The sequence below is a fragment of the Motiliproteus sp. genome, from assembly GCF_965230735.1.
Lineage (GTDB): Bacteria > Pseudomonadota > Gammaproteobacteria > Pseudomonadales > Balneatricaceae > Motiliproteus.
Window position 1 is genome coordinate 3147155 of sequence record NZ_OZ246016.1, and the last position, 18355, is coordinate 3165509.

Genomic DNA, 18355 nt, shown 5'->3' on the forward strand with positions numbered 1-18355 from the left:
GGTCAACGGTTTGAATTCATCTTACGCGGAGCTTCAGGCGCGGTAAGATCACAAGAAACGATTCACGAGGCCTAGTCAGCCAGGCTGTCCGTGGTGAGCTAGGAAACCTTCTTGTTAAGCCTAACCGGCTAGTACCATCACAAAGACTCGCCAATGTCGCTAAAACTGCTCATAACCGCTTTGTTAACGATTCTCTGCAGCCCGCTATACGCGAGTAGTAGCTGTACGTTACATATCGCCAGTTTCAACATTCATTACATTGTTCCTAGTGACAGTGATGAAACCTGGGACACTCGAAAACATGCGGTCAGCCGTATCTTGAACGAGATGGATGCCGACATCGTGGCGTTTCAAGAGGCGGAGACCTTTGATGGGGGAGACTACAGTCCAAGAAATCTGCAGCTGGATTGGATCCAGGCCTCCACCACCGGCTATCTAAACGCCGCCATCGGTAACCCCGCAGCTTTCCCGATAACACAACCGATTATTTATAAAGCCAACAAATTCGATCTGGTCGATCAGGGCTTCTTCTTTTTCTCCGATACGCCGGACAGGGTCTATTCCAGCCAGTGGAACGGGGGCTACCCCTACTTTGCCAGTTGGGCCAGATTCCGCAGCCACTGCAGCAACCATGAATTTTATCTGTTCAACGTCCACAATGATTACAAGAGCCGCAGCAATCGGCTAAGGAGTTCGACTCTTATCGTTGAGCGCATCAAAGATCTTGTGCGCGAGCCCATTCCCGTCATCGTCCTGGGTGACTTCAATGTCCCCAGCGGCTTTAAAGAGGTTCGTCTGTTTGAAGAGATCGGTTTGAAGGTCATTCCGCCTAACGGTTCAACCAATCGGCTCTTCGGACTGGACCTACTACCGGCGATCGACCATATCCTTATCAGTCCTGGCTTCAGGCCGCTGTCGGCAATCAAGGTATGGAGAAACCAGTACGATGGCGTTTATCCGTCGGATCACTATCCGATCAGCATCCAACTCAATCTCGCCCCTCCCTCGTAAGCCTCAGCGACTGGACGAGTCAAAAGACAGAGCTAGACTACACAAATTTCGCGCTAAGAGATCTGAATCCCCCTGACCATGACCTATAAACCATGACCTATGACGAATTCAACGCCTTCTGCGGTGCACTTCCAGCCACTACCCATGTGGTTCAATGGGGCGGCTCCCATGTCTGGAAAGTTGGTGGAAAGGTGTTCGCCATCGGCGGCTGGAGTAAAGCGGAGAAACCCGCCTATACCTTCAAGACCTCCGAGCGGAATTATTATTTTCTTCACGATATGCCCGGCTATCGCCCTGCTCCCTACCTGGCCTCCCGAGGGATGAAGTGGATTCAGCAGTACGATCTACCGGAGTCGGCCGATGATGATCTGAAATACTATCTGAGCGAGTCCTACCGGATCGTTTCACTGGGACTAACCAAAAAGAAACAGAAAGAACTGGGATTGAACCAGCCGTAACCATCCCTTGGCTCTCGGTGTTGCTGCGGGTAGGATTCTGCTGAAATACAAACGCCCGATTACCCGATTCTATCAAGCGAGATACCTCCCTGATGTCCAATTCGCAGTACGGCAACGTTCGCCTTCTAGGTCTTCCCCAAGACAACAACTCCAGTTACCTGACCGGCCCGGCACTGGCGCCAGCTCGGATTCGGGAGGCGTTCCAGTGCGATTCAGCCAACCTGTTCACCGAAACCGGTTTTGATCTGGGAGACTCGGCGTTGTGGCAGGATGCCGGCGATGTTGCGTTATCGGGACTGGCCGGTAAAGCGGCCTTCGATGCCATTTACGACTCGGTACAACAGTCGCTCAATGCCGGACATCGTTTACTGAGCCTGGGCGGTGACCACTCGGTCTCCTACCCGGCAATTCTGGCTTATGCAGACGCCTACCCGGGCTTGAACGTACTGCACCTGGATGCCCACCCCGACCTGTACGATGACATGCAGGGCAACCCTTATAGTCACGCGTCACCGTTCAGCCGTCTGATGGAAACCGGCAAATTAAACCGTCTGGTCCAGGTAGGTATTCGTACCCTGAGCCGCCATCAGCAACAGCAGGCCGAACGTTTCGGGGTCGAGATTCACCATATGCGGGATCTTAGCGGCGTGGCCGAGTTGAGCTTTGACGGCCCGGTTTACCTGTCGCTGGATCTGGATGCGCTGGATCCGGCCTACGCCCCCGGGGTTTCACACCACGAGCCGGGCGGACTGTCGACCCGAGCTGTGCTGGATATCATCCATAACTTCAAAGGCCAGTTGGTGGGTGCCGACCTGGTGGAGCTGAACCCGCTTCGGGATATCAATGACATGAGTGCGATGGTGGCGGCCAAGCTGGCCAAGGAGCTGATCGGTCGCTTACTCGTCGACAGTCCCGCTCGCTAAGGAGCGGGCGGCTGGGCTTGCCGCGATGCTCAACTGTCGGGGAACGACTGTTGAGCTCCCTCTTTGATCGCCGTGCCGTATAACAGGGCCCTGTTGTCTTTAAGTACGGCATAGACCTGCAGATCGATCTGTCCGGCATCCGCCATCTTGTCCATGATGTCGAGAACCTTTTCAATACTGAGCCGCTCCCGGTAGGGTCGCTTTTGGCAAAGCGCCTGGAAGATATCGGCAATGCAGAGAATCCGGGTCGGCAGATCGATCTGATCACCACGCCACCCGAACGGATAGCCGGACCCATCCAGCTTCTCATGATGCTCCGATGCCCACTTGGCGATCGGCGTATTCGGAAAGATCGCCCGCAGGACCCGTTTACTGTCCAGCGGATGACTGTGAATCTGGGCCGATTCTTCCGCCGATAGAGCGCCGGGTTTTTCGAGAATCTCGTCGGGAGTACGTAGCTTGCCGACATCATGCAGCAATCCGGCAATTCGCAATAGACGCATGCTGTGCTGATCGAAGCCAAGCAGTTCCGCCAGCGAATAAGCCAGATCGGCAACTCTCAAACTGTGGTAGTGGGTAAAAGGGCTCTTGGCATCGACAATCTGCGAGGTCAGCTCACCCAGCGACTCAATCTCGTCAAATTCCAACGAGATTCGGTAGTCCTCCGAAGAGAGGACCTCAAAGATGGCGTCATCGAGGTACTCATCACGCAGTTCCAACCAGAAGCTGTCCTTATTGGCCGCCTGCTCCAGCGCGGCGAACAGCGTCTCTGAAAACAGCGTACCGGCGTGCTCACGCAGCTCACCAATCAACTCGTCTCGATTCAGCAGCGCAAGATGGTGCGGATTTTCCAGCACGTAGGAGGCATAAATCACATCCAGCCGATCGGCCAGAAAGATCAGATTGGCATGCTCGCGGGTTTCCTTATCCAGCGAGTCCGGCAAGTGCTCCCAGCGGGTATGGTGATAACGGATCGCCGTGGAGTAGCTCTGAAAAGGGGCGAAGCTATTGAGAAAATATTCCCCCCGGATACAGTGCTGCTCGGCATCCTTCCATTCCAGCTCGTCAAGCAGCTTCTGATGCACCGCCGTGGAGGAGACGCCGCAGTCGTGCAGCATCCCAGCCAGCAGTACATGATGACGCCGGTCTTTTGGCCAGCCCAGCGCATGGGCGATCCGGTGGCAGAGTAAGCCGACCCGACAGCCGTGGCTCTTATCGTCGACACCGACGTAATCCAACGCCTTGGTTAGGGTATGAACGGCACGACCAAGATCCACATCGAGCCCTTCAAACAGGTCAGACTCTCTGACCGGTTCAACCTTGAACATTACAACTCCTGTCGGCTATCAACTTGATATACAAAGAATAGACAATGATTTCGTAACCGTTGCAGCATCCTTTCGAGCAATAAAAAAGCCGGCACCACCGTGCCCATCTGCACTGTTGATTGGCTCGCTCGCGGTATCTGACCCGGCAGACGAAGAACTCTCAGAAGGCGGCACCGAAGCCGCCCTTTCATGGTCGATCTTTACTCCGCCAGGGATTCTCCGGCTTCGGTCTGCAACGGCACTTCTGATGGGGAGGACTGTGGTTGGGCAGGCCGCTGTTTCAATGATCCCTGTTGCTCGAAATGGGCCACCAGCGCACGGCACTGCTTGGCCTTCTCCGCCATATTCGGCAACTCATCCAGACACTGGGCCAACAATCGGTAAGCCTCAGCCAGTTTGTCGTAATCGGGATAAGCTCGGTGTAGCCCAACCAACAGCCTTGCGGCCAGTTTTGGATTACCGGCCTGCTGACAGGCAGCAGCCAACTGGTGTCTCAGCTCGGCGGTATCCGGGACATAGCCCTTGGCCAGGCGTAGCAGTTTCTTGTAACCGGGATAGAGCAGATCACTACGCCCTGCGCCAAGCAGGAAATTAAAGTATCGGGGGGCAAACTTCAGCAGGTCGGTTCGATTGCCGGTAACGCAGAGAAACTCAAAACAGTTCAGCATGATCTCCTTATCGTCCGGATGCTCTTTGAGTGCTAGCCGGAAACTATCCAGCGCTTCCACATAACGCCCCTCTTTGACCTGAATCCCAATACGGGCCTTGAGCAGAGTTTTGGCCGATCGAACCTCGCGCTCAACCCCGTAAGTTTCCCGGGCACTGAATCCCAATTCCTGCTGATTCTGGAAGATGATGTAACCCATCATATGGAACACAACGACCATATAGTAATAAAAGACCACGCTTTGCAGCGCCGCCGACAGGATGGAGAACTTGTCGCCGATTACGCCGCTGATAATCCCCACCGAACCCGACATGATCAGAATAAAGCCCAGTAGCAGTCCATAGGGTAATCCGATGGCGAAGATCAGCCGCAACATGCTCAGCGGATTGATCGCCTCGGTGAAGCGCTCGCTGATGGCATAGTTGATCAACACCGCCGGTAGGCCGATGGTAAGGATCACACTGAGGGTGCTGGCCAGCCCCGGCCCCAGATAGAAACCGGTGGCATAGATGGCGCCGGACATCACCAGCAAAATCCCCAGAATATTGATAATCAGATGCACGCCACCCTGAAAAGCATCACCGGTTGCCGGCGCGACCATCAGGCCATTGGCGGTATTCTGCAGACACAGAAAGCTGTACTTGATCATCACTCCGGAAACCCCGACCCAGAGCAGGAAGGTGATCAACGACGCATAGGATGCGAGCAGGGTCGACAGCACCGAGACACCGATAATCAGCAGCATCGTGCTCCTGTTCATCGGGTAACGGAAGCTTTGGTGTAAGCGTCGCCAGAAAGGCTCGATGTTGTTCGCAGCCCCCAAGCCCTCAACTTCACAGCCGCAAACGAAGCAGCGCTCTATCCCCCGGTAACCGCCCTCATCCACACAGTCGTCACACTGCAAGCTCTCGCACTCCGGGCAGGTGAAGGTTGCTGCTGCCAAAGGGTGGTATTTGCAATAGTCCATGATTTGCTATCCCTTCAAATCCGTATTCTGTCGCCGCATCCGATCAGCGGTGTCCCGACTCATGCCTGCTGCAGCTGGTCAGCGATGCCGGCGTAACGCTTCTGCTTCAGGTTATTGCCAAGATCCCCGTGCATCCGGGCCAGCTTACGGGCCAGATGTCCCAAAGGGCGTCCCCGGGTCTCACGGCTGTTCAGCAACGCGAAGATCTGATCAGCAGTAGAGATATCCGGCAGTGCGGTCAGTTTCCAACCCAGTTTCAGCAAGGTTTCGTCATCCAGCTGCGACTGCAGTTCGGGATTGTCATGCCAGATCTGATCCACAACTTTGAGCTGATGCGGCCGCAGCCGATCTTCACGCAATATCGCCAGCACGGACTCGTTGTAGGCATCGCCCTGTTTCAGTTTCAACAGGTTGTAGCGCAGCAGAGAAAAATCAAAACCGGGACCGTACTTCTGAACCGCCTTATCGATCGCCTTCAATGCCGAATCAAACCGGTACTTCTCAAGATAGAGATAGATCTGGGCCAGATCCTGCTGGCGCGGATCGATCTGCTGATCTTCCTCGATATACTCCTCATCGAGCATTCGGGAGTTGATCACCAACGCCAGCATGATCAACAGCCCCCCGGCTAGAAAACCGCCGGTATGGGCCATAAAGGCGACATTCGAATCCAGATCGGTCATATAGCTGTAGAGCTCTTTACCGATATAGAACGGCAGAATAAACAGGGCCGGAGCGCGGAAATAACCGACAAAAATAAAGAACCAGTAGAAAAACTCGATCTTCTTGAGCCTGAACACCCCCAGATACATCGCCATCACCCCGGAGATCGCCCCCGAAGCCCCCACCAGCGTGGTGGGACTGTTCAGATTCAACGCCATATACAGCAATCCACCGGCCGCGCCGGAGATCAGGTAGAACAGCAGAAAGCGCCAATGCCCGATCGCCGCTTCCACCGCGAAGCCGCAGATCACCAAGAAGAACAGATTGCCCATCAGATGCATCGTATCGCCATGCAGAAACTGGTGGGTAAGCAGCGTGATCGGATTCAGGTCGTTGGGTTTCAGGCCATAGGCCAGGTAACTCACCGATTGGATCTGGTCATGGATTTCGGCCCGATTCTCCCAATAGCCAAAGTCTTCCGGTACCGGCAAGGTTTGGCGATTAGCCTTCAGGTAATGATAAAACCCGGCATCGCTAAGCACGTAGTAGCCCAGCTCGGCGGTGTGCTGTTGCTGGTAAAGCTCGCGAAGATCCTGCAGTTGCTGAGAATCGGAACCATCACCCTGTTCGCTCAGGTACGTTTCAAAGATCGGCCACTCATAATCCAGATATTGCAGCTGTTCGTAGCTGACCAGGGCCCGTTCGAACTTGGCGTCATCGTTGGACTGGTAGAGGGCGAAAATCAGAATGTTCAGCAGCACGATGCAGAACAGCACAACAGGTGCGTGTTCCCACTCAAACCGCTTCTCGGTGGGGAGAATAACCATAACAACCCGATTCCATTCGTTGGTTATTGGCACGGTATCGGCTACCGTGATTAGATTGTCGAGATTATCACTATTCGACCGGCACTGACTATCGGATCAGCGCAGGTCTGAGCGTACGCAGGTCGTCGATAATCCGTAAGGGAAACAGCGGCTATCTCTCTGAGATACCGAAAGTGATAAGGATGCTACTTATTGGGGTTGTCCAACCATCAAAAAACGTTCATGCAGAACAGCCTTTCGATTGGGGTTTATATGAACTATTCGGGCGCTAACATCCAATAACGGCCTACTGGGCAAGTATCTGTTCGATATCCAGACTATCTGCGATCGACTCCAGCCGCTGCATCAGCAATTGAGCGTCCGGGTAGGTCTTGTTCAACACCAAATAGACATCTAAACGAGTGAGGACATCATAATCGATCGTCGGTATCGAAATGACTTCCAGCATTTCCTCTGAGGGGCCTGCATAGTCCAGCACATAATCCACCCGTCTTTGTCGCAGCATCTTGAACGCATTATCGTGACGGGCCGCCTCCGACAAAACTACGCGATTAGCGTTATCACGAACATACCGACCGATTTTTCCATAACTGTAACCGAGCAGTGCAGCAACCCTTTTCCCTTCCAGTTCCCGGTAATGATTAATAGCGGGCGCATCCTTACGACGGTAGACCCGCAACTCCGTGGAGGTGATCGGCTTTTCGCTAAACAGGCAACACTCCTTCAGACTGGGGGCCCGCACCAGCATCGAGAACATGGAACGTCCTTCCTGGAGGCGTTTGAACATTCTCTTGGCAGGGTAAGGCGTCGAATACCAATCCAGATTGGCTTGATTGAATATCTCCTCGGCTAGGCCAAGTAGCGGATTTTTCAATACGCCATTGGAGTCACGATAAGTCGTCCATACCGATTGGTCCGGATACGCATATTCAATAGGATCAGCCGCTTCTGCGTGCGACAGAGGAGCTAAAACAAGACATCCGATGATGACGAGTGACGATAGTAGATTCAGCCTGCTTCCACTATGCATATACCCTGCTCTCACGTCATACGATCCTTGAAGCATGCTCGTTTGACCTAATCAAGTAAACGATTGATCCGTCTACCAGTTGATGACTGACAATCAGCCGGCAAATTAGGTGTTATTGATCGGAATTATAGATTGCGTGTTGATATCTTTTTGTCGTTTGTTGTTGGCCGCCAATCCTGAATGAGAAGGCGGCAAAGAGTGCACGCAAAGCCGAAAACCCAGAAAAGCCCTACGCGCAAACCAGACAAGCAATGGGATGATCAATACTGCCAATCGCTGCTTTAACTTACTGCCTTTAGGTGATCGGTTCCGGTAATCGCCAGTCGATCACTGATTTACCGTGCTGTTGCAGGTAGGCATTGGCCAGGGAGAAATGGCGGCAGCCGAAAAAGCCGCGATGGGCCGATAGCGGCGACGGGTGCGGCGCTTTCAGTACGCAGTGGCGGCTCTGGTCGATAAAGGCGCCCTTCTTCTGGGCGTAGCTGCCCCAGAGCATAAACACGATGCCGTCATGCTGTTCGTTGAGGATATGGATGATCCGGTCGGTAAAGCGCTCCCAGCCTTTACCTTGGTGAGACGCGGCATTGGCCTGCTGCACGGTCAGCACCGAGTTGAGCAGCAGCACCCCCTGACGAGCCCAGGACTCCAGATAGCCGTGGTTGGCCGGCGGGATATCCAGGTCGGTAGCCAACTCCTTGTAGATATTGACCAGCGACGGCGGCGTCTTGATGCCCGGTTTCACCGAAAAGCACAGGCCATGGGCCTGATCCGGTCCGTGATACGGGTCCTGCCCCAGAATCACCACCTTGACCTGCTCCAACGGGGTGAAGTTCAGCGCATTGAAGGTGTCGCTTGAGTGGGGGTAGATCACCTTGCGCTGGGCTTTCTCCTCGACCAGAAACTGACGCAGCTGCTGCATATAGTCGGCGTCGAACTGGTCGGCCAAGGCCGTCTTCCAGCCGGGTTCCAAGTTTATAGCTGGGGAGTTCAGCGAAGGTGAATTCATCGAGAGATCTCCGATTTTGAGCCTTCAGTCGCCGTCGGGGCGACCCCAGCTCCAATCGTTAAGGGTGATTTTGCGACCGTAAAACGGCGAATAATAGCGCTGGCGACTGGGAGCGTGGGAGATGATTCCGGATATCAGAATCACCACAAAGATAACCCCCGGATCGAACGATGGCGGCAGCGCCGCAGCCCCGCTCAACAGCACCAGTTTGACCAGAATGGCCATACCGCGGAGCTGCAGCAACCAGATGCAATGGCTCCAGAGCTCGATCAGCACCATCGCCGTTCCGGTCAACAGGGTCAGCCACAGAAACGGCAGCCAGTCTTGCGGCTGCGCATGGTAGAGGTAGGCGCCGCCGATACCGGCGACGCCAAACAGATGCAAGGTACGCAGGACGATTTTAGCCCAGCGTTTACCCGGAAACTGACGCGAACGGGCTGGGAACAGCCAACGACCGAGAAAGCTGTTTGCACCATCGCTTTCTACGGTCGCCATCTGAGCTTACTCGCCTTCGTTCTCGGCTTGAGCCTGCGGCTTCAGTTCAGGCCGCATATGCGGGAACAGCAGTACATCACGGATCGACGGCGAGTCGGTGAAGTACATCACCAGACGGTCAATACCGATGCCCTCACCGGCGGTCGGCGGCAGGCCGTACTCCAGCGCGTTGATGTAGTCGGCATCGAAGTGCATCGCTTCGTCGTCACCGGCGTCCTTCTCGGCCACCTGATCCATAAAGCGCTGGGCCTGATCTTCGGAGTCGTTGAGCTCCGAGAAGCCGTTGGCGATCTCTCGGCCACCGAGGAAGAATTCGAACCGGTCGGTAACGAACGGGTTGTCGTCGTTACGACGGGCCAGCGGCGACACCTCGGTCGGGTACTCGGTGATAAAGGTCGGTTGGCTCAGGCGGTGCTCGACGGTCTTCTCGAAGATCTCGATCTGCAGCTTGCCCAGGCCCCAACTGTCCTTGACCGGAATATCCAGACGGGCTGCGATCTCACGGGCGGCATGCTCGTTGGCCAGCGCTTCGGGCTTGATGTCCGGGTTGTACTCGAGGATGGAGTCGAACACGCTCAGGCGCTTGAACGGTGCGGCCAGGTCGTATTCGATCGTTTCCAGCACTTCGCCCTGCTCATTCTTGACGGTGTTGACCAGGGTGGTGGTACCCAGTACCTGCTGAGCCACGGTGCGCAGCATGTCTTCGGTCAGGTCCATCAGGTCCTTGTAGTCGGCGTAGGCCTGATAGAACTCGAGCATGGTGAACTCAGGATTGTGACGGGTCGACAGTCCTTCGTTGCGGAAGTTACGGTTGATCTCGAACACGCGCTCAAAACCACCCACAACCAGACGCTTGAGGTAAAGCTCCGGCGCAATCCGCAGGTACATGTCGATATCCAGCGCATTGTGGTGAGTCACAAACGGACGCGCGGTGGCGCCACCCGGAATCACCTGCAGCATCGGCGTTTCGGCTTCAACAAAGCGGCGCTCGGACAGATAATTACGAATCGCGGCGACGATCTTGGCGCGAATCTCGAATACCCGACGCGAGTCTTCGTTGGTGATCAGGTCGACGTAGCGCTGACGGTAGCGCATCTCGGTGTCCTGCAGACCCTTATGCTTGTCCGGCAGCGGACGCAGGTTCTTGGTCAGCAGTACGGTCTCTTCCATGTCGACGTACAGGTCACCCTTGCCGGACTTGTGCAGCGTGCCTTTGATGCCGACGATATCACCCAGGTCCAGCGACTTGGCGAACGGACGCGCACCTTTATTGACGTACAACTGGATGCGACCGGTCATGTCCTGCAGCACCGCAAAGGCACCGCGGTTGAGCATGATCCGACCGGCAACGGCAACCTGGATGCCCGCCTCTTCGAGCGCCTCTTTGCTCTTGTCGCCATGCTCGGCCTGCAAATCGCCGGCGTAGCTGTCGCGACGGAAGCTGTTGGGAAAACCGTTGGATTTGGGATCCTGCTCACGCAGCGCGTTGAGTTTCTCGCGGCGTTCGGCAACTAGTCGGTTCTCGTCTTGAGGGGCGGCTTGCTTGTCTGACATCGGTGTTATGTCCTAAAAATCGTCAAAAAATTCGGTTATCGGTATTGAAGCTGTTTGAATAAGCCGGTTTATAAACCGGCTTTGAGAGACGCTTCGATAAACTGGTCCAGATCGCCATCGAGCACCTTATCGCAGTTGCTGGTCTGGACGTTGGTACGCAGATCCTTGATCCGCTGATCGTCGAGCACGTAGGAACGGATCTGGCTGCCCCAGCCGATATCGGACTTGGTGTCTTCCAGCGCCTGCTTCTCTTCATTCCGTTTGAGCATCTCCTGCTCGTACAATCTGGCACGCAGCATTTTCCAGGCCTGATCACGGTTCTTGTGCTGCGAGCGCTGGCTCTGACACTCAGCCACGATACCGGTCGGTTCGTGGGTCAGACGGACCGCCGAGTCGGTCTTGTTAACGTGCTGACCACCGGCACCGGAGGCGCGATAGGTATCGGTGCGAACATCGGCCGGATTGATGTCAATCTCGATGTTGTCATCGATCTCGGGAGAGACGAAGACCGAGGTGAAGGAGGTATGACGGCGACCACCGGAATCGAACGGCGACTTGCGCACCAGGCGGTGCACACCGGTCTCGGTCCGCAGCCAGCCAAAGGCGTACTCGCCCTCGAAACGAATGGTGGCGGATTTGATACCGGCCACTTCACCGGCGGAACATTCTTCCAACGTGGTCTTAAAGCCCTTGGCCTCACCCCAGCGCAGGTACATGCGTAGCAGCATCTCGCCCCAGTCCTGGGCTTCGGTACCACCGGAGCCGGCCTGGATGTCGAGGAAGGCGTTGTTCGGGTCCATCTCACCGGAGAACATCCGGCGGAATTCCAGCACTTCCAGCTTGGCCACCAGATCGTCCAGTTCGGCTTCGACATCGGCGACGGTGTCTTCGTCCTGTTCCTCGACCGCCATTTCCAGCAGGTCGGAGGTGTCGGTCACACCGGCTTCCATATCGTCGATGGTCTTGACCACCAGCTCCAGCGCCGAGCGCTCCTTACCCAGCTTCTGGGCGTTATCCGGGTCGTCCCAGACGCTTGGCTGCTCCAGCTCGCGTTCCACCTCCACCAGACGCTCGTGTTTGGTCTCGTAGTCGAGGTAGTTTTTTAGCTGGGCAGTACGGTCAGCGATATCCTTGATCCGCAGCTGAATGGGATTAACTTCGATCATGCCTGGGCCTTGTCGCGTGTTTCTTGAGGTAGGTAGCAAAACCGCTGTCTTCCCATCGGTCGAAGCGGCTGAAGCAAAAGGCGGAATTTTACCTGAATCGGACCGCTGTTGGGTAGGGGTTACAGGGGCGGTTTAGCCACTGTTTTGGCACTGAAAGCCGCCCTTCCGAGCTTTCAGCATTCAGGCTACCATAGGCGCCAAGTCCAACTCCTCGTCAAACCGCTCAGGCGCCACTGTTACCATCAAGAGTTCATTTCCCCTTGCAGCAGTCATCCTCGGAAATTTTCAGCGTTAGCTCCTTGAACCAACAAGCCCGGCTGTTGCTTGAGTCCGGCTTCGGCCTGTTGCAGGTTGAGGGAGAGATCTCCAACTTCGTCTGCCCCAGCTCCGGGCACTGGTACTTCACCCTGAAAGATGAGCGAGCCCAGGTCCGTTGCGCCCTGTTCCGCAACCGTTCCCGTTACCTGAAATATCGCCCGCAGAACGGCGACCGGGTCCTGCTGCGAGCCAAGGTCAGCCTGTACGAAGGCCGAGGCGAGTTTCAACTGATCGGCGACTATATCGAGCCGGCCGGCAGCGGCGACCTGCAGGCTGCCTTCGAGGCATTAAAGAACAAGCTACAGCTCGAAGGCCTGTTTGAGCCCGAACACAAAAAACCGCTGCCGGACCACCCGCAACACATCGGCGTGATCACCTCCCCTACCGGCGCAGCGATCCAGGATATTCTCAGCGTACTGAAGCGACGCTTCCCCGCCATTCCGGTCAGCCTCTACCCGGCGGCAGTACAGGGTGACGAGGCGCCGGCACAGCTACGCCAAGCCCTGGCTCTGGCTCAGCGGGACCAGCGCTGCGATGTACTGGTGATCGGCCGTGGTGGCGGCTCGGCCGAAGACCTGTGCGCCTTTAACGATGAAGCCCTGGCGCGGGATATCTTTAATTGCCCCATTCCGATCGTCAGTGCGGTCGGTCACGAGATCGATTTCAGCATCGCCGACTTTGTCGCCGATCTCAGGGCGCCAACCCCGTCGGCGGCGGCCGAACAACTCAGTCCGGATCGACAACAACTGCTACAACGATTCGAACTGTACCAACAGCAGCTCAGCCGCCAGATGCAGCAGCGACTGCAGCGCCATCGCTACCAATGCGAGTCCCTGCGTGCACGGTTGCGCCATCCGGGACAACGGCTGCAGGAGCAAAGCCAGCGGCTCGACTCACTGGAGCTTCGGTTGCGACAGGCCACCGAGAACCGGCTCCAGCGCCAGCGACTCCGGCTGGCCCATCTGCGCGAACGTTTGCAGAGCCGACTACCCCAACGCCAGGTGAACCTATACGCGGATCAGCTGCCCAAACTTGAGTTGCGGCTCAAGCGCGCCATCGAGCAACAGCTTCAGCGCCTCGGACGTCGTCTCGGTGAACAGGCCCATGCGCTGAATACGGTCAGTCCGCTGGCGACGCTGGATCGCGGCTACAGCATCAGCCGTAACGAATCCAACCAACTGGTGCGCGACAGTGAACAACTGAAAGTCGGCGATCGACTCCACACCCGGCTGGCCAAAGGCGAACTAGTCAGTCAGGTCACCGAGGTGATTCCGGCCCTGGTCCAACCCCAACTTGAACTCGACTGACGAGCGACCGATGAAACGACCGATAACAAGATCCTGGCTTACCCTTCCGCTGTTAGCCCTGTCCCTGAATCTGGGCCTGTTTAGCCCCGCTCTGCAGGCTCAATCCTTAACGTTGCCGGAGCACTCGTCGGTTCCCGGTGGCGTTGCATTGATTCCGCTGTCGGTCGACGGCGCTTCTGCTCCCGAAGCCCGATACGGCAAAAACCGGGTACTCGTAGTACCCAGTGCCGGCACCGAGTATGCTGAGCAGGCTTCCTGGGTCGCTCTGGTCGGTATTCCGCTGAGCACCAAACCGGGGCCACAGCAACTTAACGTCGGTAGCGAAGTCATCAGCTTCGACGTGGTCGACAAGCACTACCGCGAACAGCGACTGGTGATCAAAAACAAACGCAAGGTCAATCCCAACAAACTCGATCTGGACCGGATCGGTAAAGAGAAGAAGAAGATGCTGGCGGCACTGGGCAATTGGGGTGACTCCAATCTGAACGTGATCCGATTTGCCCGCCCGGCCAAAGGCCCGTTCAGCAGTCCCTTCGGCCTCAAGCGTTTCTTCAATGACCAACCCCGCAAACCCCATAGCGGCCTGGATATCGCCGCCCCCAAAGGCACCCCGATCGTTGCGCCGGCCCCCGGTATCGTTACCGACACCGGCGATTACTTTTTTAACGGTCGCAACCTGATCCTGGATCACGGTCAGGGGCTGATCACGATGTATTCCCATATGAATCGTATCGATGTCGAGGTTGGACAGCGCGTCGAACTGGGCCAGCAGTTGGGCACCGTCGGCAGTAGTGGCCGGGTGACCGGGCCTCATCTGCACTGGAGTGTCAGCCTCAACAATGTCCGGGTCGACCCGATCCTGTTTCTGTACCCGGATCAGCGTTAACTGTGCCATCAGGAAACACGCCGGCTAGCCGATCCTTAAATCCACCGTAACCGGCGCGATGCTGCTATAATCGCGCGCTTTACGTTTTACTGTTGATCCCAACACGATCAAATCCACTCTCATAGAAAGCGAGAAATTGAATGAGCCAAGCAATCGACACCGTCGCCCAGAAGGTCAGTTACGGCATCGGCCTGCAGATGGGTTCCCAGCTGCGTGACAACAACATCGACGGTCTGGAGATCGACCTGGTTATCGAAGGTCTGCGTACCGCTATCGTCCGCGAAGCCTCCCGTGTCCCGAACGAAGAGCTGCAGGCGGCATTTGAAGAGCTGAACAAGCAGATGCAGGCCAAAGCCGAAGAAGCCGCCAAGGAAGCCGAAGCCGAAGGCCTCAAGTTCCTGGAAGAGAATGCCAAGCGTGACGGCGTGGTTGTGACCGAATCCGGCCTGCAGTACGAAGTTCTGGTTGAAGGCGATGGCGCTAAGCCGGATGTCACCTCTAACGTTCGCACCCACTACCACGGCACCTTCATCGACGGTCGTGTGTTCGACAGCTCCGTGGAGCGCAATCAGCCGGCCGAATTCGCCGTTGGCGGTGTTATCTCCGGTTGGACCGAAGCGCTGCAGCTGATGGGCGTTGGTTCCAAGTGGCGTCTGGTTATCCCGTCCAAGCTGGCTTACGGTGCCCAAGGTGCTGGCGGTTCTATCCCGCCCCACAGCACCCTGGTATTCGAAGTCGAGCTGCTGGACATCCTGTAAGTCGAGCACACTAAAGACGAAATCCGATGCAACTGCACGCCAAAAGCTACGGTCAAGACAGCAGCCCACCGCTGGTTATCCTGCACGGCCTGTTCGGCTCGCTGGATAACTGGGCCGGTCAATCGAATGTGTTGGCCGAGCACTTCAAGGTCTGGACCCTGGACCTGCGCAACCATGGTCGCTCCGACTGGAGCGAGCAGATGAGCTACCCGGCGATGGCCGACGACCTGTTGGCTTTTCTCGACCAGCAGGGCCTGGACAGCATTGACCTGCTGGGCCATTCGATGGGTGGCAAAGTGGCAATGCAGTTCGCATTGGATTATCCGCAACGGGTCAAGCGATTGATCGTGGTGGATATCTCTCCGGTTCGTTACCCGCCGCATCACACCGACGTGTTTGCCGGTCTGCGGGGGGTCGAACTGGGTAGCATCAGTTCTCGTCGCGAGGCGGATCAACAGCTGCAGCAGCAGATCGAAGATACCTCCATTCGCAATTTTCTGTTGAAGAACCTCTACCGCGACGGTGAACGGTTCAACTGGCGCGCCAACCTCGAGGTGCTGGAGCGCGAGTACGACTACATCGCCAGCCCACCGGCTCCGCGCTTCGAACACCAGCACTTTGAAGCACCGACGCTATTTATCAAAGGCGCCGAGTCCCACTACATCCAAGCCGAGCATCGACCGGCCATCGGTGCGCTGTTTCCAAACGCCGAAGCCCGGATCATGAACGGGGTCGGCCACTGGCCCCATGCCGAAAAACCCAAGGCTTTCAACGCCCTGCTGCTACGTTTTCTATCGCCGCAGGCATAAAAAAACCGGGTAAGTCCCGGTTTAGCTCAAGCCGTTCGTTTTCTGCGTTGATCAGGCCGTTGTATCCAACAGGCTTCCCTGTAGCAAGGACAGCGGATCAACCTGGCCGGTTTCGATCAGCTGTTGCTGCACTTGCTGTATCCGCCGATTCAGCTCGGCCAGTTCCTGGGCGAATTCCTGTTGAGCCTGGGCAATCCGCTCCTGTCGCGCCTGCTGCTCTTCTCGTAACTGTTCGGCCCGCTCAGCCCGTTCGGCCTGCTCCGCCTCACGCTGTTCAGCCGCGCTCAGCTCCTCATCGGTGCCTGACTGACCGGGGCGTTCCGTTGAAACCGGCGGCGTCAATTCGTCCGTGGTTACATTAGTACCCGCATCCGGCGGGATGGCAGACTCGCTGTCCGCTGCCGTGCCGGCTAAGGACACTTCCGGCTGTTGCGCCGTTTCCTGTTGTTGCGCCTGCTCCAGCTGCTGGCGCTCGCTGCGCTCCAGTTCTGCCTGGGCGGCGATCAGTTCGGCCCGTGCCTGGGCAGCAATGCGTAAATCCTGAGGCGAGGGTTCGGCCGGTGCCAACGCGGCCTCAATGACCGTTCGCGCCCGCTCGATCGTCTCCTCAGGGGTGGATCCTCTGGGTGATTCGACGCTGACTTCACCCGAGGTCGCATAACGGCGACCATCAGGGCCAGTGGTATAGGAGTATGAAGGCGCCCCGGTCAGACTCCCACCGGCCGCGGCATGCGCCGCCTCGTGAGCCCGGACCTCGCGATCGCGCTGGGCCAGCTGGCGGACTTGGCTCAATTCCTCGAGCTCCAGCTCACCATTAGCACGACTATCCCCTCCTCGCTGTTGAGCTAGGTTGCCCGAGCTCTGAGCGGTTGAGCCTGCATCGGCACGATTGTTGGAGCGCTGGCCCGCTTCCGGGCTGAGAGGATCATTAACCCGCGCCGGCAGGCTGTCGGGTTGGCCGGCGTTGATACTGGAGGAATTGTTTGGGGAGGAAGCAGGCTGTCCGGAGGTGTCCAGCGGATTGGAAACCGTCCGGGCTACAGAGCGAGGCTGTAGCGAATTTGCGGCTACGCTGACACTGCTGATATCCATGCCGACTCCCCGGGGAACGACACCTTATGCAGTGGTGTCGATGTTCAGTCCCAGGGTGGTTCCGAGGGTTTCATCGGCGGCGGTGACCACCTGGGTCTGGGTAGCAGCTTGGGGTTCCGGTGCGTCGGTCACTTCCTGCAGGCTTTGAGCCTGGCTCTGCACCGCACCACTACTATCGGTCTGTCCGGTAGCCTGAGACGCATCTTCGGGCTGGCTGGTGCCACCCACGGCCCCCGGCGCCTGACGGGAGCCGTCAACATTCTGAGTATTGGTCAGCAGCGTCTGGGCGGCTGAAGAAACGGCTGGAATCTGCATGACGATTACCTCTGGGAATCTTCGCAAGTGGTTGAAGTATACGCCGCCAGGATCGAATAGATCAATTTTTGGGCAGCAGCTTATCGACCGACTCACCGAAAGCTTGAGCTGCATCACGAATCGACCCGTTCTGCAGATAGCGCACCTCCGCCAACATCGGCGCACGAATCAGTCCCTGCAGGGTTTGAAGATTCTCCTCGTAACAGCTCATCTGCGGATCGATCTGATTGGCAACCCAGCCCGCCAGCGGCAAACCATCATTGCGGATCGCCTCAACCGACAGTAGCGCATGGTTGATACAACCCAGACGCATCCCCACCACCAGAATAACCGGTAGATTCAACTCTTTCGCCAGATCGGCCAGGGTCTCCGCCCGGTTCAACGGCACCCGCCAACCACCGGCACCTTCGACCAGAAAAAGGTCATTGGGGCTCATCATCGCCCCACGACAGTAACCCGCCAGCCGACCAACGGTCAGGTTCTTACCTTCACGAGCGGCGGCAATATGGGGCGCCACCGGCTGTTTCAGCAGCACCGGGTTAACCTGGGGATAGCTGAGCTTGACCGAGCTGTGTTCGATCAGCGACAACGCATCCTCATTCGCCACGCCGCTGTCATCGGCTCCGGCCGCTACCGGTTTGAGGCCAAAGCTGCGCAGTCCTTTATCGGCAACCGCCTGCAATAGCGCACTGGCACAAAAGGTTTTACCGACCTCGGTATCGGTACCCGCGATAAAGTAGCCCTGGCCCACGTTAACTCCTTAACACTTAATCTT

General features: G+C 56.8%; 18 protein-coding genes. 7 read left to right on the forward strand and 11 right to left on the reverse strand.

What is annotated here, in order from left to right; genetic code table 11:
• Nucleotides 1-153 precede the first annotated feature (153 nt).
• From ACO05M_RS14480 to speB, 3 genes are all read left to right on the forward strand, one after another.
• Complete coding sequence (locus ACO05M_RS14480; protein ID WP_421864301.1) at nt 154-1011, forward strand: endonuclease/exonuclease/phosphatase family protein; 858 nt, start codon at nt 154-156, stop codon at nt 1009-1011.
• Nucleotides 1012-1103: 92 nt separating this feature from the next.
• Nucleotides 1104-1469, forward strand: coding sequence for an MmcQ/YjbR family DNA-binding protein (locus ACO05M_RS14485; protein ID WP_421864304.1), 366 nt, complete (start codon nt 1104-1106; stop codon nt 1467-1469).
• Nucleotides 1470-1561: 92 nt separating this feature from the next.
• Nucleotides 1562-2392 (forward strand): agmatinase, encoded by an 831-nt coding sequence (gene speB / locus ACO05M_RS14490; protein WP_421864307.1) that lies wholly within the window; start codon nt 1562-1564, stop codon nt 2390-2392.
• Nucleotides 2393-2421: 29 nt separating this feature from the next.
• Here speB and ACO05M_RS14495 read toward each other — a convergent pair whose 3' ends face one another.
• The 8 genes from ACO05M_RS14495 to prfB form a co-directional block, all read right to left on the reverse strand.
• Entirely contained in the window at nt 2422-3720 is a 1299-nt protein-coding gene (locus tag ACO05M_RS14495; RefSeq protein WP_421864310.1) for an HD-GYP domain-containing protein, read from the reverse strand.
• 200 nt (nt 3721-3920) lie between these two features.
• The gene (locus ACO05M_RS14500) at nt 3921-5354 is read right to left on the reverse strand and encodes a hypothetical protein (protein ID WP_421864313.1); all 1434 of its coding nucleotides are present in this window, start codon (nt 5352-5354) and stop codon (nt 3921-3923) included.
• Nucleotides 5355-5413: 59 nt separating this feature from the next.
• The gene (locus ACO05M_RS14505; protein WP_421864316.1) at nt 5414-6844 is read right to left on the reverse strand and encodes a rhomboid family intramembrane serine protease; all 1431 of its coding nucleotides are present in this window, start codon (nt 6842-6844) and stop codon (nt 5414-5416) included.
• Between the two features lie 286 nt (nt 6845-7130).
• On the reverse strand, nt 7131-7874 hold the full coding sequence (locus ACO05M_RS14510; protein WP_421864318.1) for a substrate-binding periplasmic protein: 744 nt from the start codon (nt 7872-7874) through the stop codon (nt 7131-7133).
• Between the two features lie 295 nt (nt 7875-8169).
• Nucleotides 8170-8880 carry a uracil-DNA glycosylase gene (gene ung / locus ACO05M_RS14515; protein ID WP_421864321.1) on the reverse strand — a complete coding sequence of 237 codons (711 nt, stop codon included), beginning with the start codon at nt 8878-8880 and terminating at the stop codon, nt 8170-8172.
• A gap of 24 nt (nt 8881-8904) precedes the next feature.
• Nucleotides 8905-9375: a hypothetical protein gene (locus ACO05M_RS14520; RefSeq protein ID WP_421864324.1), complete on the reverse strand. Its 471-nt coding sequence runs from the start codon at nt 9373-9375 to the stop codon at nt 8905-8907.
• Between the two features lie 6 nt (nt 9376-9381).
• Nucleotides 9382-10929 carry a lysine--tRNA ligase gene (gene lysS / locus ACO05M_RS14525; RefSeq protein WP_421864327.1) on the reverse strand — a complete coding sequence of 516 codons (1548 nt, stop codon included), beginning with the start codon at nt 10927-10929 and terminating at the stop codon, nt 9382-9384.
• Nucleotides 10930-10997: 68 nt separating this feature from the next.
• Nucleotides 10998-12095, reverse strand: a complete 1098-nt coding sequence (gene prfB, locus ACO05M_RS14530; protein ID WP_421864329.1) for a peptide chain release factor 2 — start codon at nt 12093-12095, stop codon at nt 10998-11000.
• A gap of 260 nt (nt 12096-12355) precedes the next feature.
• Between prfB and xseA the strand changes: the two genes are divergently transcribed.
• The 4 genes from xseA (at nt 12356) to ACO05M_RS14550 (ending at nt 16173) form a co-directional block, all read left to right on the forward strand.
• Nucleotides 12356-13720, forward strand: coding sequence for an exodeoxyribonuclease VII large subunit (gene xseA / locus ACO05M_RS14535; protein ID WP_421864332.1), 1365 nt, complete (start codon nt 12356-12358; stop codon nt 13718-13720).
• Between the two features lie 10 nt (nt 13721-13730).
• Nucleotides 13731-14606 carry a peptidoglycan DD-metalloendopeptidase family protein gene (locus ACO05M_RS14540; protein WP_421864334.1) on the forward strand — a complete coding sequence of 292 codons (876 nt, stop codon included), beginning with the start codon at nt 13731-13733 and terminating at the stop codon, nt 14604-14606.
• Nucleotides 14607-14746: 140 nt separating this feature from the next.
• Entirely contained in the window at nt 14747-15364 is a 618-nt protein-coding gene (locus ACO05M_RS14545; protein ID WP_421864336.1) for an FKBP-type peptidyl-prolyl cis-trans isomerase, read from the forward strand.
• Nucleotides 15365-15390: 26 nt separating this feature from the next.
• Nucleotides 15391-16173, forward strand: coding sequence for an alpha/beta fold hydrolase (locus tag ACO05M_RS14550; RefSeq protein WP_421864339.1), 783 nt, complete (start codon nt 15391-15393; stop codon nt 16171-16173).
• Nucleotides 16174-16224: 51 nt separating this feature from the next.
• Here the strand turns inward: ACO05M_RS14550 and ACO05M_RS14555 are convergent, their stop codons facing one another.
• The 3 genes from ACO05M_RS14555 to bioD form a co-directional block, all read right to left on the reverse strand.
• Nucleotides 16225-17265 carry a putative metalloprotease CJM1_0395 family protein gene (locus ACO05M_RS14555; RefSeq protein ID WP_421864342.1) on the reverse strand — a complete coding sequence of 347 codons (1041 nt, stop codon included), beginning with the start codon at nt 17263-17265 and terminating at the stop codon, nt 16225-16227.
• A 24-nt stretch (nt 17266-17289) separates the two neighbouring features.
• Nucleotides 17290-17580: a hypothetical protein gene (locus ACO05M_RS14560; RefSeq protein WP_421864345.1), complete on the reverse strand. Its 291-nt coding sequence runs from the start codon at nt 17578-17580 to the stop codon at nt 17290-17292.
• 61 nt (nt 17581-17641) lie between these two features.
• Nucleotides 17642-18331, reverse strand: a complete 690-nt coding sequence (gene bioD / locus ACO05M_RS14565) for a dethiobiotin synthase (RefSeq protein WP_421864348.1) — start codon at nt 18329-18331, stop codon at nt 17642-17644.
• Between the last annotated feature and the right edge of the window lie 24 nt (nt 18332-18355).

Excerpts from the sequence above, each read along its gene's own strand:
- ACO05M_RS14480 (WP_421864301.1), top strand. The coding sequence starts at position 154 with ATGTCGCTAAAACTGCTCATAACCGCTTTGTTAACGATTCTCTGCAGC.
- ACO05M_RS14485 (WP_421864304.1), top strand. The coding sequence starts at position 1,104 with ATGACCTATGACGAATTCAACGCCTTCTGCGGTGCACTTCCAGCCACT.
- speB (WP_421864307.1), top strand. The coding sequence starts at position 1,562 with ATGTCCAATTCGCAGTACGGCAACGTTCGCCTTCTAGGTCTTCCCCAA.
- ACO05M_RS14495 (WP_421864310.1), bottom strand. The coding sequence starts at position 3,720 with ATGTTCAAGGTTGAACCGGTCAGAGAGTCTGACCTGTTTGAAGGGCTC.
- ACO05M_RS14500 (WP_421864313.1), bottom strand. The coding sequence starts at position 5,354 with ATGGACTATTGCAAATACCACCCTTTGGCAGCAGCAACCTTCACCTGC.
- ACO05M_RS14505 (WP_421864316.1), bottom strand. The coding sequence starts at position 6,844 with ATGGTTATTCTCCCCACCGAGAAGCGGTTTGAGTGGGAACACGCACCT.
- ACO05M_RS14510 (WP_421864318.1), bottom strand. The coding sequence starts at position 7,874 with ATGCATAGTGGAAGCAGGCTGAATCTACTATCGTCACTCGTCATCATC.
- ung (WP_421864321.1), bottom strand. The coding sequence starts at position 8,880 with ATGAATTCACCTTCGCTGAACTCCCCAGCTATAAACTTGGAACCCGGC.
- ACO05M_RS14520 (WP_421864324.1), bottom strand. The coding sequence starts at position 9,375 with ATGGCGACCGTAGAAAGCGATGGTGCAAACAGCTTTCTCGGTCGTTGG.
- lysS (WP_421864327.1), bottom strand. The coding sequence starts at position 10,929 with ATGTCAGACAAGCAAGCCGCCCCTCAAGACGAGAACCGACTAGTTGCC.
- prfB (WP_421864329.1), bottom strand. The coding sequence starts at position 12,095 with ATGATCGAAGTTAATCCCATTCAGCTGCGGATCAAGGATATCGCTGAC.
- ACO05M_RS14540 (WP_421864334.1), top strand. The coding sequence starts at position 13,731 with ATGAAACGACCGATAACAAGATCCTGGCTTACCCTTCCGCTGTTAGCC.
- ACO05M_RS14545 (WP_421864336.1), top strand. The coding sequence starts at position 14,747 with ATGAGCCAAGCAATCGACACCGTCGCCCAGAAGGTCAGTTACGGCATC.
- ACO05M_RS14550 (WP_421864339.1), top strand. The coding sequence starts at position 15,391 with ATGCAACTGCACGCCAAAAGCTACGGTCAAGACAGCAGCCCACCGCTG.
- ACO05M_RS14555 (WP_421864342.1), bottom strand. The coding sequence starts at position 17,265 with ATGGATATCAGCAGTGTCAGCGTAGCCGCAAATTCGCTACAGCCTCGC.
- ACO05M_RS14560 (WP_421864345.1), bottom strand. The coding sequence starts at position 17,580 with ATGCAGATTCCAGCCGTTTCTTCAGCCGCCCAGACGCTGCTGACCAAT.